The sequence below is a fragment of the Streptomyces sp. NPDC007856 genome (assembly GCF_042868225.1).
Taxonomy (GTDB): Bacteria; Actinomycetota; Actinomycetes; order Streptomycetales; family Streptomycetaceae; genus Streptomyces.
The window spans coordinates 28,281-43,356 of sequence record NZ_JBIAEC010000034.1; the positions used below are offsets into that span (position 1 = coordinate 28,281).

The 15,076-nt window shown below is 68.5% G+C and carries 10 protein-coding genes and 4 pseudogenes; 9 read left to right on the forward strand and 5 right to left on the reverse strand.

Annotated elements, in window-relative coordinates:
• Nucleotides 1–2: 2 nt before the first annotated feature.
• Nucleotides 3–518, forward strand: a pseudogene (locus ACFYOH_RS41360) (acetylxylan esterase); the annotation flags it as partial.
• A gap of 62 nt (nucleotides 519–580) precedes the next feature.
• On the opposite strand, the pseudogene ACFYOH_RS41365 reads toward ACFYOH_RS41360, so the two are convergent.
• A pseudogene (locus tag ACFYOH_RS41365) lies at nucleotides 581–687 on the reverse strand (IS5/IS1182 family transposase); the annotation flags it as partial.
• A gap of 99 nt (nucleotides 688–786) precedes the next feature.
• Here ACFYOH_RS41365 and ACFYOH_RS41370 point away from each other — a divergent pair.
• A complete protein-coding gene (locus ACFYOH_RS41370; RefSeq protein ID WP_388636593.1) occupies nucleotides 787–2,322 on the forward strand; it encodes a glycoside hydrolase family 43 protein in 1,536 nt (511 codons plus the stop codon).
• A gap of 185 nt (nucleotides 2,323–2,507) precedes the next feature.
• Here the strand turns inward: ACFYOH_RS41370 and ACFYOH_RS41375 are convergent, their stop codons facing one another.
• Nucleotides 2,508–5,858: a lectin gene (locus ACFYOH_RS41375; RefSeq protein ID WP_388636615.1), complete on the reverse strand. Its 3,351-nt coding sequence runs from the start codon at nucleotides 5,856–5,858 to the stop codon at nucleotides 2,508–2,510.
• An 826-nt stretch (nucleotides 5,859–6,684) separates the two neighbouring features.
• Here ACFYOH_RS41375 and ACFYOH_RS41380 point away from each other — a divergent pair.
• The gene (locus ACFYOH_RS41380) at nucleotides 6,685–6,813 is read left to right on the forward strand and encodes a hypothetical protein (RefSeq protein WP_388636595.1); all 129 of its coding nucleotides are present in this window, start codon (nucleotides 6,685–6,687) and stop codon (nucleotides 6,811–6,813) included.
• 142 nt (nucleotides 6,814–6,955) lie between these two features.
• Nucleotides 6,956–7,381: a hypothetical protein gene (locus ACFYOH_RS41385; protein WP_388636597.1), complete on the forward strand. Its 426-nt coding sequence runs from the start codon at nucleotides 6,956–6,958 to the stop codon at nucleotides 7,379–7,381.
• A gap of 489 nt (nucleotides 7,382–7,870) precedes the next feature.
• On the opposite strand, the gene ACFYOH_RS41390 is transcribed toward ACFYOH_RS41385, so the two are convergent.
• Complete coding sequence (locus ACFYOH_RS41390) at nucleotides 7,871–8,725, reverse strand: DUF2127 domain-containing protein (RefSeq protein WP_388636599.1); 855 nt, start codon at nucleotides 8,723–8,725, stop codon at nucleotides 7,871–7,873.
• 552 nt (nucleotides 8,726–9,277) lie between these two features.
• Between ACFYOH_RS41390 and ACFYOH_RS41395 the strand changes: the two genes are divergently transcribed.
• From ACFYOH_RS41395 to ACFYOH_RS41415, 5 genes and pseudogenes are all read left to right on the forward strand, one after another.
• On the forward strand, nucleotides 9,278–10,153 hold the full coding sequence (locus ACFYOH_RS41395; protein ID WP_388636601.1) for a YihY/virulence factor BrkB family protein: 876 nt from the start codon (nucleotides 9,278–9,280) through the stop codon (nucleotides 10,151–10,153).
• Between the two features lie 1,058 nt (nucleotides 10,154–11,211).
• Complete coding sequence (locus tag ACFYOH_RS41400) at nucleotides 11,212–11,382, forward strand: hypothetical protein (RefSeq protein WP_055705189.1); 171 nt, start codon at nucleotides 11,212–11,214, stop codon at nucleotides 11,380–11,382.
• A gap of 500 nt (nucleotides 11,383–11,882) precedes the next feature.
• Nucleotides 11,883–12,208 (forward strand): annotated as a pseudogene (locus tag ACFYOH_RS41405) (plasmid stabilization protein).
• A 128-nt stretch (nucleotides 12,209–12,336) separates the two neighbouring features.
• Nucleotides 12,337–12,972 carry a diguanylate cyclase gene (locus ACFYOH_RS41410; protein ID WP_388636603.1) on the forward strand — a complete coding sequence of 212 codons (636 nt, stop codon included), beginning with the start codon at nucleotides 12,337–12,339 and terminating at the stop codon, nucleotides 12,970–12,972.
• A gap of 893 nt (nucleotides 12,973–13,865) precedes the next feature.
• Nucleotides 13,866–14,009: pseudogene (locus ACFYOH_RS41415) on the forward strand (TniQ family protein); the annotation flags it as partial.
• Nucleotides 14,010–14,153: 144 nt separating this feature from the next.
• Here the strand turns inward: ACFYOH_RS41415 and ACFYOH_RS41420 are convergent.
• Nucleotides 14,154–14,498 (reverse strand): FAD-dependent monooxygenase, encoded by a 345-nt coding sequence (locus ACFYOH_RS41420; protein WP_388636605.1) that lies wholly within the window; start codon nucleotides 14,496–14,498, stop codon nucleotides 14,154–14,156.
• A partial coding sequence (locus ACFYOH_RS41425; protein WP_388636607.1) for a fumarylacetoacetate hydrolase family protein occupies nucleotides 14,495–15,076 on the reverse strand: 582 nt, incomplete at its 5' end. The genes ACFYOH_RS41420 and ACFYOH_RS41425, both read right to left, overlap by 4 nt.

Consider the following 15,076-nt stretch of genomic DNA (forward strand, 5'->3'; position numbering starts at 1 on the left):
GCGTGTACACCGACCTGCCCGAGAAGGCCCGCTCGTACGGCGGCGAGGTCCGGCTGACGCCGGTCAGCACCGCACCGAGCACCGTGGACACCTTCGACGTCACCTTCCCGGGCTTCGGCGGGGAGCCGGTCAAGGCGTGGCTGCGCCTGCTGGGAACGGCGACCGGCCCGCTTCCGGCCGTCGTGCAGTACGTCGGTCATGGCGGCGGACGGGGGCATGTGCTGGAGAACCTGCTCTGGGCGTCCGCCGAGTACGCCCACCTCCAGGTGGACACGCGCGGGCCGGGCTCGGGCTGGAGCCGGGGCGCGACCCCCGACTCCGGCCCGACCGGGCCGGAGGTCTCCGGCGTGATGACCCGAGGCATCAGCTCGCCGCGCACGTACTACTACCGCCGACTGCTCACCGAGGCGGTCCGGGCCGTGGACGCCGTCCGCCGGCTGGACCGCGTCGCCCCCGACCGGGTCGCCGTGATCGGACAGAGCCAGGGCGGCGGCACCGCACTCGCCGTCGCCGCCCTGGTCCCCGACCTGGCGCCACGACTCCTACGCCGAACTGCCGGACGGGCGACGAGTGAGTCGCTGCGCACCGGGTCCGCCCCCTCCTGCCGCACGCGGTGATCAGCTTTCCGAACTGACGCGGACTCAACCCGGTGAACAGGGCTGTCCAGGAGCGGTTCAACGCCGTGATTCAACCAGCCACGACATGATCATCTGACCCGTAACCAGCAGTTACGGCAGCCCTTGGACTCGCTCCACGGCACCCGGCTGCCCGAAAGGAACACATTCCGTGCGTACGTACGACAACCCTGTGATCAGCGGGTTCCACCCCGATCCGAGCGTGTGCCGGGTCGGTGACGACTACTACCTGGTGTGCTCCAGCTTCGAATACTTCCCCGGGCTGCCGATCTTCCACAGCAAGGACCTCGTGCACTGGGAGCAGATCGGCAACGTGCTCGACCGGTCCGAACAACTGCCGCTGCCTCTCCCCGGCGCCAAGGCGTCCGGCGGCCTCTACGCCCCCACGATCCGTCACCACGACGGCCGTTACTGGGTCATCAATACCAATATCGACGGCGGCGGCAACTTCGTCGTCTCGGCCGAGCGGCCCGAGGGTCCGTGGAGCGACCCGGTGTGGATCGACCTGCACGGGATCGACCCCGATCTGGCGTGGGAGGACGACGGCACCTGCTGGTGCGCGTTCTCCGGGCCCGAAGGCGGCATCAACATGGCCAGGATCGACCCGGTCACGGGAGAGGTTCTGGAGGGGCCCTTTGCCACGTGGTCGGGCAGCGGCCTGAAGTATCCCGAGGCGCCGCACCTCTACCGCATCGGCGACTGGTGGTACCTGCTGATCGCGGAAGGCGGCACCGAACGCGGCCACAGCGTGTCCATCGCCCGCGGCCGCTCGCCGCGCGGCCCCTGGGAAGGCGCACCCGCCAACCCCCTGCTGTCCCACAGCGGTAGCGCCCGCTCCATCCAGAACACCGGCCATGCCGACCTGGTGGAGGCTCCCGACGGCAGTTGGTGGATGGTGCTGCTCGGCGTCCGGCCCCGCGGCTTCACGCCCGACGTGCACGTGCTCGGCCGCGAGACGTTCCTGACCCCGGTGGAGTGGGACGAGGACGGCTGGCCCGTCGTCGCGCCCGTTCTCGAGAGCCACGCGGCCCCGGGCGGTGCCTGGCACCCCGTTCCGGCCCTGCCCGCCCGCGACGACTTCGACGAGTCCGCTCTCGCTCCGCAGTGGGTCTCGCCGTTCACCCGCCCGGAGGGCTCCTGGTCGCTCACCGAGCGCCCTGGCTGGCTGGCCCTCTACGCCACCGGCACCACCCTCGACCGCCCCGGGTACACCTTCGTCGGCCGCCGCCAGCAACACCACGACTGCCGCGTCACCGCAGCGATCGACCCGGGTACAGGACGCGGCGGCCTCTGCGTGCGTCTGGACGAAGCTCACCACTACGAACTGGAGGTCGGGAACGGAGAGGCCAGCGTCGTCGCCCGGATCGGGCCGCTGCGCCAGACCGTGGTCAGCCGACCGGTCCCGTCCGGGCCGCTGACCCTCACCGTCGCGATCCGGACGCGCGACCTTGTGCCCGCGTCGCCCGAACTCACCGATGGCGGGACCACCGGCCCCGACACCGTCGCCTTCTGGCTCGGCGATCCCGACGTCCCGGACGCCCAGCCACTCGTCGAACTGGACGGGCGCTACCTGTCCACCGAGGTCGCCTGCGGCTTCACCGGCCGCGTTATCGGCATGTATGCCACCGAGGGCGCGGTCGCCTTCGACTGGTTCGAGTACGCCCAGACCTCGGCGCCCTCCGCTTGACGCTCGGCCTTCGGCCGCGTGCGACACCTGCGTCCGTGCGGGCACCGCACGCGGCATGCCGCGAGACCTGCGCACCGCGTACCAGGAGGACCAGGGAGAGCGTCCCGCCGCGCTTCACGTTCGTGGGGCCGGTTCCCGGGCTCACGCCCGGGAACCGGCCCGTCGTCGTCAGCGACTGCCGCGCCTCACTGGCCGAAGCCGTAGGCGAACAGGTGGTCGGTGCCCGTCGAGCCCGTCACCGGCAGGGTGATCGACGCCACCTGTTTGGAGGCGTCGAGCGGCACCCTCGTGGCGAAGACGTAGGTCTTCACGTTGTCCCGGCCCCCGCTCCCGGTGTTGCGGTAGGCCGTCGTCACGGCCGTCGTGTCACCCGCGAGCGGTTTGCTCGACCCGCCGTTGAGCGTCCAGTCCGAGAAGCCGACTGTCGCCTGGGAGGTGGTCCCGTCGGTATAGGTGACGGTCACCGTGCCGGAGACCCCGCTGCCGTCGGTCGGCGCGTTGGTCGCCGTGCCCAGCAGCCCCAGCGACGCACCCGACGTACCAACCGGCATGTGGACGGTCTGGCCGGCCATCTCCAGGTTGTCCAGCTGACCGGACGTCACCGTCGGCCAAGTGTAGGAGATGCCGTCGACGGTGACGGTGGAGCCACTCGTGACGCCCGTCGCCGAGAGCGCGTTCTGCGAGAACGCCCAGCCGTCGTCGTCAAAGCCGCCGGAGAATTTCGTGCCGTCGGGGTAGATGCCTTCGTTGGTGTCGTACGGCCACAGCGCGCCGGCCTTGGCGACGGCCACGCGGAGGGTCGCCCCGCTCAGTGCGGTACCGGTGCTGTGGTCGGTCAGTGCGAAGGTGACCGGGAACGTGCCCTCGTTCGCGCCCGCCGTCACGTGAACCTGCGCCTCGGCGCTGCCCGAGGCGGGCACCTGCAACGAGCCCGATGCCGTGTCCAGCGTGACGCCGGAGGGCGCCGTCGCCTTCCAGTCGACCGTGACGGCCTTGCTGCCGAGGTTGGTCAGGTCGAGTGTCCCGTCACCGGACGTGCCCGGCTGGAGCACCAGGCCGTCGCTGGAGGGACCGGTCGCCGCCAGCACTCGGCCGCCGCCCGTAGTGTCCGACGGCGGCACCGCCGACGGGTCGGACGCCCAGGAGGTGTTGGGCTGGGTGCCGAGCGTGAAGTCGATCGTGCCCGCGCCCTGGAGCTGCTGGTACGTCAACCAGGAGGTCTTCCACTCCTTGCCCTGGACACCGAGTGACTGCACGTACGGCGCGTCGGGTGCCGCCTGCGGTGCGTTGATCTGCACCGTCTTGCCGCTTGTGAAGGTCACCTTGGCCACCGGGAACGCCGGGCTGCCGAGTGCCAAGGTGTCCGTACCCGGCGTCTCCGGGTACATGCCGAGCTCGGACCAGACGTACCAGGAGCTCATCGCGCCGAGGTCGTCGTTGCCGAACGAGCCGACCGGAGCGTTGAAGTACAGGTCCTGCTGGGCCGCGCGGACGGCCGCCTGGGTCTTCCACGGCTGGCCCGTGTAGTCGTACTCCCAGGGGATCTCCACGCTGGGCTCGTTGCTCAGGTTGGCGTTGGTGTCGCCGGGGTTCGTGATGTTGTCGAGCAGGCTGTCCAGGAAGGACGAGTACGCCTTGTTACCGCCGCGCGCCTGGATGAGCTGCTGCAGGTTGAACGGGACCATCGGCGTGTACTGGGCCGACGTGCCCTCCACGAAGCCGTTGGAGGTGCCGGGGGTGAAACCGCCCGCGAACTGGCCGTCCTTGTTCTTGCCCTGCATGTAGCCGGTCTGCGGGTTGAAGACGTTCATCCAGTCCTGGGCACGGGAGGCGAACTTCGTGTAGACGGCCATCTCGCCCAGCGACTTCGCGAAGGCAGCGACGGCGTAGTCGGCGGAGTCGTACTCCAACTGCGTGGAGACCGGGCCGTAGAAATTGCAGCAGCCGTAGTCGTTCTCGTCCAGCGGGAGGTAGCCCTTCGCGTCCCGCACCGACTCGCCCGGGCGGTCGTTGTTCGCGACGGTGGCCTCGTGCTGCAGTGCGGCGAGCGCCTTGCCCGTGTCGAAGCCCGTCGCGCCGAAGGCGTACGCGTCGGCGATGATGCCGGCGGCCGGGTCACCGACCATCACGTAGCTCTCACCGTTGTTCGAGGCCCACTTGGGCAGCAGGCCCGTCTGGTCGTAGCCGTTGAGCATCGAGGTGACGACGTCGCCGGCGACCTTGGGCTCGACCATCGCCATCAGCTGGGTCTGGGAGCGGTAGGTGTCCCAGCCCGAGTAGTTGGCGTACTGCGCCTGCTGCCCCCGGGTCAGCTTGTGGACCTGGTCGTCCATGCCCATGTACTGGCCGTTGTCGTCCGAGAAGACGTTCGGGTGCAGCAGCGCGTGGTAGAGCGCCGTGTAGAACTGCACTTGTTGATCCGAGGACCCGCCGCCGACGTGGATCTTGTTCAGCACCGCGTTCCAGGCATCATGGTTCGCCTGCTCGACGGCGTCGAAGTTCCAATTCCTGATCTCGGTGGCGACGTTGTCCGCCGCACCTGCGTCATTCGTGTACGAGATGCCCACCTTCGCGCTCACCGTCGGATTCGAGGAGGTGTCGAAGGTCAGGTACATGCCGTTCGCACCCGTCGTGGGGGGCCCGACGGCCTTGCCCGTGGCGGACGCCTGGGGTGCAGCACCGGCGCTCGGTGCCGGGGACGGCGTGCCGGAGGAGGTGCTGCCGCTCCCGTGCACGGTCGGGGGCGGCGCCGCCGGAACGGTGAAGTGCTTCTCCTTGAGCGCTTTCGACGGGTGCGCCTGCAGGGTCTGCTGGGACCTGCCCGCCTTCAGCGACGTCGCGCCAGGGTTGATGGTGTTGCCGACCCAGGTGCCACTCGCGGTGAACGGCTGGTCGAACTTGATGTCGAAGTGCAGGGTGTACCTGTTGCTCGCGCCGCAGAAGTGACCACTGTCGATCGCGCCGCTGATCTCCTTCTTGTTCACCACCTGGACGCGGGTCCCGTCCACCTGCGTGGCGCCTCCGCTGAGCTTGAACAGCAGGTTCGCCTGCCGGCCCGCGGGGAAGGTGAAGGTACCCAGCCCCGCGCGGGTGGTGTCGGTCAGCTGGGTCTTGACTCCGTTTGCGTCGGTCACCTTGTAGGACCCGACGCCCGCTTGCTCGTCGTCGTGGCTGAAGCCGACTGACGCGTTGCCCAGGTCGCCCGACAGGGTGCCCGTCACTGGCAGGATGGGCAGGTCGCCCGCCACGCCACAGCCGGGTCCCGAGAGGTGGGTGAGGCTGAAGCCGGAGATCTTGTTGTCGTTGTACTCGTAGCCCCCGCCCGCAGGGCGGTCGGGCGTCGTGTCGGGACCCCACTGCACCATGCCGGCGGGCATGTCCGGGCCGGGGAAGGTATCCACCGCACCGGAGGTGCCGATGAGGGGGTTGACGAGGGACGCGGGGTCCTTCACGAAGGCCGTCGTCGCGGCGCTCGCGGCATAGGCGCCCCCGATCGCCGGGAGCGGGAGTACGGCAATGCCCAGGACGGACACCACGGCCAAGCGTTGACGGAATCTCTTTCGGTCACGTGGCGCAACTGAACGTCGGGGTCGGACCATTGGTTGCCTCCGCAGCGGTTCGCGCTTCGCACATGAGGTGCTGACGTGCCGAACAAGGGGCATGCCAGCGAGAGGCAACGGTGCCGGTCCCTCCGACGGTCTGACAACGTTGCCATGCACGGTTGTTGAGTGAAACGCTTGTGCTTGCCGCATGTCAACGAGGCCAACAGGACTTTCTGAGTGCGAAGTTCACAGCCGGGCGCCGTCGGCGTCACGGTCCCCGGGCCTACGGGTGCCGGGATCCCTGACGGACCCGGCGGTAGCCCCAACTGGCCTTCACGCGCAGGCACCTGAGGCGGAGGAGGCGGACCCGCCCTCACCGGACCCGCCAGGAGCAGGGCTGAAACCGTGATGGAGGTGCGGACCTCAGCAAAGGCTCCTTGCACTCCGCCGTCGCGAGCGTGCACCACCCAAGACGCGTGCGAGGGCTCGTTTCTCCCGTCGCGACGGGGTGTCATCCACGACGCGGCCCGCCACGCCCCTCCCGACGCACGCGCGCCCTCCGGCGTTCACTCCTTCGCAAAAGCGTCGGGCCGAGGCACCACTGCGGGTGCCGATGAAACATCCGGCCGGGTCAAGCGACACGTCGGTACTCATGATGGGTTGCGCTGAGTCGGTCTCGTCGGCGGACCTCCAGGTACCCGATCTGTGCCGGCACGCTGATCGGTTTGGGTAGCGGTCGCAGCGGTGCGGCTTGATTCATGGTGCGCTGCGGCCGATGCCAGTTGTGGAAGGTCTCGAACTCGCGGAGCACATGTAGGAGGTGGCTCTGGTCCCGGATCAAGGTGCGGTCCAGGAGGGTGTGTGGCAGGAACTGACGCGCGGGACACGCCTGTGGCCGAACCGCCCGGACTTCCTGCCCACCTGGAAGAAGGACGAGGATGCCGCCTAGACCGCCGGGCTCTCCGGATCGTCCGGCGCCAAGCTGCGCAAACACGCGTGACGGCGAAGCAACCGGGCGGTCGGCCGGCTCATCTTGCTGATCAGCGAGGCGCACCGGGCGCCTTGGGTGGAGATCCACGGGAGGGAAGCCCATGACCAGGACGACAAGGACCGGGATGAAGGCGCGTGGCGGCCCCCTGGCCGTGGCCGGTGCGCTGGGGGCGGCCTCGTTGGCTCTGGTCGCGGTGCCTGCGTACGCCAAGGGTGATGTGGATGTCACGGCGCCGCACACCGCGCATGTCGGCGAGACCTTCACGGTCACGGCGCACGGGGACGACGATGCCGTCCGCTACTTGCGGATGTGCCTGCAACAGCGGGGCGGCGGGGACGCGTGGCGCCAGGTGGCCTGCGGTGCCGTAGTCGCCAGCGGCACGGAGGCGCGGGCCGCCGCGCACGTGAAGGACGCGAGGCGCGGCCCGGTGGAGTTCCGCGCGGTGATGTACGGCCTGACTAACCCGAGTGATCACCACCCAGTGCGCTGGCGCATGTCTGACCCGGTGACGGTGCACGTCCGCTGAGCCGTCAGCGCGGCTGCGGACAGCCGGCACCACTACTTCCGCAGGCGCCCCCTCACGTATCGGACGAGCATCTCTTCAGCCGGCTTCAGCCGACCTTCGGTGGTCTCCACCGCCTCAGGGTGCAGGCGCGTTCGGCCAGGTGGTGCCGTGGCTCGGGCAAGACCTCGGCACCCGATCCGAGGCAGTCGAGGTGCTTGTGCACCTGGCCTTCCCGATCCGTCGGCAGCCGCGGAACCGGGTCGCCATGGCCCAGAACATCACGGGCGAGCTGCTAAGAAGACCGGATGCCGGACAGGCCGAGACAACAGGGCGGATCCCGGTCAAGCCGCAATTTCCCTCCGTGACACGACTCCGGTCAGCGGTTCCTACGGCGGTTCTCGGGGGACGCTCAGCCAGCCTCCACCCGCGGAGCGTACCCGGTCGGGCCAGGAAGTGGCGTGCGGTCACCGCGACGGTCCACGTGCGGTCACCGCGACGGTCCACGTGCGGTCACCGCGACGGTCCCGGCAGAACCCGCTCCAGGGCTTCCCAACTGGTGTCGCGGGCCTTTTCCGCCGCTTCGGCTTTTCCACCACCACGCAGGCCGAACAGGCGTTTGGCGATGAGGAGATAGACGCTGATCGCCACATTGATGGCCAGGGTGAGAATCTTGGCCGGCGTGATGCGTCCTTCGGCCAGCTCATAGATCTCGGGAACGAGCAGTACCGTCGTCGCCACGAATGTCAGGTACTCCGCCCAGCGCTTGGTCAGCCACAGCCCGATCGCCTCGATGCCTTCGAGTACCGCGTAGGCGCCGAGGACGAGCCCGACTGCCCACAAGGTCGATGACCGAGCGGTGAAAGCCTTGTCGAGCTCGCCCAGCAGTCCTCGCCCGGACCTTCCGGTGGGCCCGCCGACGCCGTTTTGCAGCACGTCCATCGTCCGGTAGAAGGCCCCGCTGAGCCGTCCGCGTTCGTGTGCGAAGCCCAGTACGGCGATCGACAGCACGCCGAGTACCAGAAAATGAACGACACGGTCGAGCGCGATCAGCCGCAGCACGTAACGGTCACGCAGAGGCCTGCCACGCAGCGGAATCTCCACCTCGGCGCGCCCTGGTGGAAACTCCCGGTCCGGGTGATCTGTCGGCAGTACCGGCAGCCAGGCATCACAGCGCAGACACCGGTGCCAGCGAAGTCCGTCCCCGAAGTCCTTGACCAGGACTCCGTCCTCGGGACGCACCTGGGCCGCGTTCGTGCCCTCCAGGCAGTGGCCGCGCCGCGCGCACCCAAGAATCTCGTACCAGAACAACTGGTGTCGCTTGGAGCCGATGCCCGGGGGCGGATACATACCGATGTCTTCGGTCATGGTCGTATCGTCTTGCCGCCAGGGGCGTCTGCGTAGCACCCGTGGCCGTGTCTCCCCTTGCCATTTTTGTCGGCGGCACGGCCAACCGCTCAGCCCCGGGTGGGTGCGGCACATCACTCCATGCAGGGCGGGTAAACGGGCTGTGCGCGCGTCAATCACGGATCTGTAAGGACGGGCCCATAAGGATGTCGGGCAGGGCCGCCGACACGGGCGACAAGATCAAGGGCAAGACGAAAGAGAGGGTCGGAAGGCAGTCGGCAACGAGCGTCTTGAAGCGGAGGACGGGCCTGACCAGATCGAAGGGGGCGTCGCACCGACCGGAGAAGGGACCAAGGACGCCGTCCAGGACATCCTCGACGAGGATCGAGTCCTCCGAGCGGCATCCGGACGAAGGCAGGCGGCGGGCAGCCGGACATCCGGCCTCCGCTCTGCTGACGCCGGCCATCAACGCACCGCGTCCGGTGGTGGATGCCGGGATGCGACGAGAGGGCGGTCGGGGTCGGCCGCTGGTGGAGGGGGGCGTGGACAGTGGGTAGCAAGAGCATCCGCGCCATGCGCGAGACCGGTGGCCGGATCGGCCGGTGGTGGGCTGCGCTGCGCCGGACACCCGTGGCGATCTGGAACGACGACGTAACGGACTGGGCCGCCGCTTTGACCTACTACGCGGTCCTGGCCCTGTTCCCCGTGCTGCTGGTGCTTCTCTCGGTGCTGGGGCTCACCATGCCCACGGCGAAACCGGAAGTGATCGACCGGCTCACCCGCGTGGCGCCTGCCGCATCCCGCGACTTGCTGCGCAGTGCCCTGGAGCAGATGGCCGGCCAGTCCTCGGCAGCCTGGCTGCTGGTCTTCTTCGGCGCCGTCGGTGCCCTGTGGTCGGGCTCCAGCTATCTGAGTGTCTTTCGCCGGGCCCTGCACGCCATGTACCACGTCAGCTCGCACCGGCCGGTGTGGCGGACGGCCCCACGCATCATCGGCACGGCCATCGTGCTGATCGTCCTTCTCCTGACCACGACGCTCGCTCTGCTGCTGAGCAGCAGCCTGGTACGACGCCTGGGCCGAGCGCTGGAGATGGGCAGCCTTCCCAGAGCTGCATGGGACACCTTGCGCTGGCCCGTTCTGGCACTGGTGGCCATCGCCCTGGTCCTAGTGCTCTACCGTTCCGGTCCCGCACCGTCGCGTCCGCTGCGAAAGATGGCGCCGGGTGGGGGGCTGGCGATCGTGCTCCTGCTGTCGACCTCCCTCGGTTTCACCGTCTATGCCTCTCATGTGAGCACCTACCACCGCCTGTACGGCTCCCTGGCCGGGGTCGTGGTTTTCCTCATCTGGCTGTGGCTGTCCAACCTGGCACTCCTGGCAGGTGCCCAGTTCAACGTCGAGCTCGCGCGGCAGGCCGCCAGTACTCATGCGCGCGGACATCGACAACCCTGATGGCCGGTGCCGACCGGCGTGAGGCGTGCGTGAGGCTGGTGCGGGGCGAGCAAGAGCGGAGTCGGTGTGGCGGGGCCCGATCGGCCCTACTGGCCGATGTCTTCACAAGACGGCAACAGCGCCGACGCCCTGCACTGCGGACGACGCCCGAAAACTCACGCAGCTCGTGACCGCCACGGGAGACGGCGTCCTTGCGCAGCGTGCCGCTGGCCTGTATGCGATTTGGCCGCCCAGACGGCCTGGTACAAGGACGCCTTCGGACTGCGGAGCGTCTTCGACTTCCACCTCGAAGGACCCGGCCCCAGCGGTGTGGTCCTGGAGCATCCGGACGGCTGGCGTGCGGGCGACCTCGGCCGGCGGCGGCTCGGGAAGATCCCGGCGCAGGCTCGGGGCACCGGCCACGTTGGTGGCGGGCACTGCGGCTGCGGCCGCAGCCGCGGGAGTGGAGCTGACAGGGGCGAGCAGCGCGGTGACCGCCGCGGTCACCAGGGCAAGCTTCGCGTGGAACGGATGCATGCGCTCATCTCTCTCGATCGGCAATGAAGCTGATCAAGACAGGTAGCGGCCCTAACGCGCCGGTGCGGGCGTACCGTCAGCGGTATCACTCGGATGGCGGGTGGGGGTTCACCGGAGAAACGAACCACCAACGGCCCCGCCACCGCTTGAGGCGACTGCTCACCCGCGGGGAGCAATGGCGTCACTCACTTCCGAGAACGTGATTGGTTCACAGCGACGCACTGGCCTCATGCGCGTCGCCCACGGTCTTGCCTGTGTGGGCGCCTGTTCAGCTCCTCGTTGCCGGTGGCGCGCTGTTCGGCCTGAGCTCGGCCTTTTCGATGGCGGTCGTGCGACTGAGTTCCCTCGGTTGCCGGTCTCGGGTGTCGGCTGTATGCGCTACCCCGTAACGGTCCCGGCAAATCCAAGCCACGACATCGCTTTAGGGGGAACCGTCCACGGCGTGCGGCGCGCATATACCCCTCATTCCTTGGAAGTAACTCGTATTTTGTATGCTTGTAGGGCTGGAGTAAGGGCATTCGGTGGCCAGGAGGTTGATAACGATGGTTCCCCTGCTTCTCGTTCTTCTGCTGGCTCTGATCCTCTTCGGTGCGGGCTTCGCGCTCAAGGCACTGTGGTGGATCGCGGTGATCGTGCTCATCGTGTGGCTGCTCGGTTTCGTCGTCCGGTCTGCGGACAGCGGCGGCCGTAGGGGCCGCTGGTATCGCTGGTAGGCGAAAGGCGCCCGGCGCGAGGACCGTGCCACGCGCGAGCAATGAGTGGGCCCGGCCGCTACGGCCGGGCCCACTGGCGTGTAAAAGTCGCTTCTTTGCGGCGGTTGGGAGGGATCGGGCTTATCGGACGCACCGCAGGGTACGTGAGTCATGCACCGGCCCCGTGGACTCAGCAGTGGAACCCTGCTCCTCCTGTCTGCGGGGTCGGCGCGTAACGCGCTTGCGTCTGGTTCGGTCGGGTGGCCAGGCCGCTCGGCCCCGGCGCAGGTGACCTTCCCGGTATGCCTCCGCGCGGTCCTCATTGCTGCCCAGCCGGGGCACGTCGGTGACCCGGTTGCGGATGGCTCTGCGACGCCGCCACCGCTCGATCGGCCTTGTGCTGTCGCGGCCCGTCCAGCCTTCAGGTGCAGTGGAGGGTGCGTTTCCTGCCGTGTGGGTTGCACAGGGGCGGGAACTCGTTTTTTTCGGAGAGCGGACCGTCCATCTTTGTGGGAGTTGTCATGCCGGCAGGATCCAGTTCCAAGCGTGAGCGTCAGTACGAGCACATCAAGGAGGGCGCGCAGAAGCGCGGTGCTTCTGCGGGGCGGGCGAAGGAAATCGCCGCGCGGCGGTCAACAAGGAGCGTGCGAGGTCGGGGGAGTCGAAGACGGCGAGCAAGACCTCCACCGGCGACAAGAAGTCCGCGTCGCAGCGTGGTGGCGAGCGCTCCCGCGGCGGTGCGCAGGGTCCCACCAGGGACCAGCTCTACGAAGAGGCCAAGAAGAAGAACATCGAGGGCCGCTCCTCGATGAACAAGGACCAGCTGCGTAAGGCAGCCGGGCGCTGACTCTCGGCTGCCGCGGGCGCCCCGAGGGGCGGAGCCTTCACCGGAGCTCGTCCCAGCAGTCCGGCCCCGCGAAGGGCAGACGAGCGAGGGGGAGCCTGCACCGCACGCGTCACCGACGAAAGGCATCCATGCGTATTGCTCGCCGTTCCGCGTTCACTCGCTGGCAACGCTGGCGCTCCGGTCCCACCCTGCGCATCCCGCGGGGCGCCGACGACGTCGAGAACGCCAACCGCAGGTTCCTGCTGTACGGCGTCATGCCCCTGTGGTTCGTGCCGGCTGTCGCCGACTGGGTGATGCACCGCCGGTCCGATATCGAGCACACGAGCGGTGTGCGCGAATCAGCGGTTCACGCCCTGATGATGACCGAGGCAGGCCTGCCGGTGGTCGCGGGCCTGACCGCCAAGGTGAATCCGCTGGTGCTGTCGCTCATGGGCGGCGCCGCTCTCGCGCATGGGGCCACAGCGCTGTGGGACGTGTCGCTGGCCACCGACAAGCGTGAAGTCACGCCCGTCGAGCAGCACATCCACAGCTTCCTCGAAGTCTTGCCGCTGACGGCCGCAGCCTTCACCACCTGCCTGCACTGGGACCAGGTCCGCAAAGCCCTCAAGGGCGGCCGCCGCGCCGACGACTGGAAGCTTCTTCCCAAGGAGCGCCCGCTGTCCGCCGGCTACCTCGGCGCCATCGCCGCCGGAGTCGGCCTCTGCGTCGTCCTGCCGTACGCGGAAGAGATGATCCGCTGCGTACGGGCTCGTCCGCGACGATAGGATCGTTGACCCCCATAACTGAAGCAACCTCCCCGTCAAGTCGGCGACTTGGGCTTGTGCGATGCTCTGCTGCTTCGATGCTGCCGTCCCTGTCTCGCACGGTGCCTGACCCATTGTCAGTGCTTGCCTCCACCGCGCGCCGGAAACTTCACTCGGCGCGATGACTGTCCTGCCTCTCAGTGTTCGGCGGTGGCCCGGAATTCCTGAGTCAGGGAAGCGACCTGCTGGAGGTTGAGGCCACTGGTCACGTTGCTCAGGAGTCCGCCGATGGTCCCGGAGTCGGCGCCAGCCGCAGAGCAGTTCGACGTTGTTCTTGCCGCACTGCATCTTTCCGCCGGCCGAGCCAGGACTGAAATCCTTGGCGTCGGTGATGTGTGCTCCGGCCATGAGATCGGTGTTCTCGTAGGCAGCCGAGCGCTGGGCGAGTTCCTGCGCGAGTTGTGGGTCGGTGGTGCTGGTGTCGCTGAAGACCTCCAGCACGGGCCGAGTGGGCTTGCTTGCGGTGGTGTAGAAGTCGACGGTGTAGTGTTTGGGCAGCTTCCCGGCCATCTGGGCGTTGAGCCGGTCCGCTTGCGCGCCGGTCATCTGCCTGTAGCTGCTGAGGGTGGCCGGCGGGGAGACGGTGAGATTCGTGGGTCCCGTGGATGCGGCGCTGCCGAAGTCGTCGGACCGGTGCATGTAGGGTGCAGCCATCGCGGTGGCCGCCACGACGATGACCACAGTGCCGATGACGACTCGACGGGTTCGCTCCCGCGCGAGCTTGGCGGTGGCCTGCAGGTCCTCGGGGATCGTGACCGGTTTGGGCTGACGCCACTTGCGGGTCGCCGTCCAGAGGATGACAAGGGCGATGGCAGCCAGGATAAACGGGGCAAGGACTTGTCCATCGGCGCCTTCGCACCGACTCCTGGGTCACCATCCCCGAGGCCCGTTACTGCCCGACATGCCTTGCCGGGGCCGGCACCGAAATTCAGAACCGGTACGGCGGCCCATGGAAGCGGCAATGGCACCTGCCCGTCCTGTTCGCCTGCCCGCAGCACCAACGATTCCTTCAGCACACCTGCCCGGCCTGCGGCCATCTGGCAGGCCCCCGCCTTACGGCCGCCCGCCGCATCTCTCTTCGGCCGACTCAGTGCCGCCTCACGGTCTCTCGCAGAGATGCGCTATGCGGCCAACCCCTGGACCTAGCGGAGGACTTGTATCCCCCGCCTGCCTCGGCGCTCATCGACCTCCATGCCCGACTCGAAGAGCTGAGCTGCTCGGCCGAGCCGCAGCACGACACGGATCACGTGGCGGGCGTGCGGCTTGGGCTCCTGCTGGTAGGTGTCCAGCAGTCGGTCGTCCGCGCCCTGATGAAGGACGCGGGCGAGTTTCCAGGTGAGGTTGCGGGCGTCGCGCAGGCCCGCGCACAGGCCCTGCCCGATGAAGGGCGGGGTGAGGTGGGCCGCGTCGCCCAGCAGGAAGACGCGCCCACGGCGCCACCGGTTGGCGAGGCGGGCCCGAAAGGTGTACCGCGCCTGCCGGATCACCTCGAAGTCGTCGCCCCCGCCCCCGTGGGCAGCGGACGGCAGGTCGACCCAGGGCGCGACCAGCTCGTGCAGCTGTTCCAGCTCTTTCGGGCCGTCCAAGGTCTCACTCTCGGCCAATCGGAACTCCCAGCGGTAGCGGTCTTCGCCGACTCGAACGCCTTCCACTTCAGCGCGGGCGGCAGCAGCGCTGCGATCTTCTCGACCGGCTTGGGCGGGGCCTTCAGGGCGGTGCCGCCGGGCGTACCGGTCAGCAGCAGGTCGCCCGGGTCGAGGGTCTGGAAGCGGGCGAGCCGGGTGAGGGCCTGCGCGGGCCGCACGATCATGTCGGCCAGGGTGCGGTCCTGACGCGTTACACCGTTCACCGACAGCCGCAGTCGCAGGTCGATCAGACGGTCGAAGTCCTCCGGCTCCAGCAGGGCCAGGTACGGACCCGTCGGCGTGAAGGTCGGGTATGACTTGCTTTCGTAGAACTGGGTCTTGGTGAGCTGGACGTCGCGGGCGCTGACGTCGTTGGTGAGGACGAGCCCGGCGACGTACGAAGAAAGGTCCTGCTCCTCCACAACTGTGCCCACCGGGAG

Bases quoted from the DNA above. Each gene is read 5' to 3' on its own strand.
- ACFYOH_RS41410 (WP_388636603.1), top strand. From the start codon at position 12,337: ATGCGTATTGCTCGCCGTTCCGCGTTCACTCGCTGGCAACGCTGGCGC.
- ACFYOH_RS41390 (WP_388636599.1), bottom strand. From the start codon at position 8,725: ATGACCGAAGACATCGGTATGTATCCGCCCCCGGGCATCGGCTCCAAG.
- ACFYOH_RS41395 (WP_388636601.1), top strand. From the start codon at position 9,278: ATGCGCGAGACCGGTGGCCGGATCGGCCGGTGGTGGGCTGCGCTGCGC.
- ACFYOH_RS41400 (WP_055705189.1), top strand. From the start codon at position 11,212: ATGGTTCCCCTGCTTCTCGTTCTTCTGCTGGCTCTGATCCTCTTCGGT.
- ACFYOH_RS41385 (WP_388636597.1), top strand. From the start codon at position 6,956: ATGACCAGGACGACAAGGACCGGGATGAAGGCGCGTGGCGGCCCCCTG.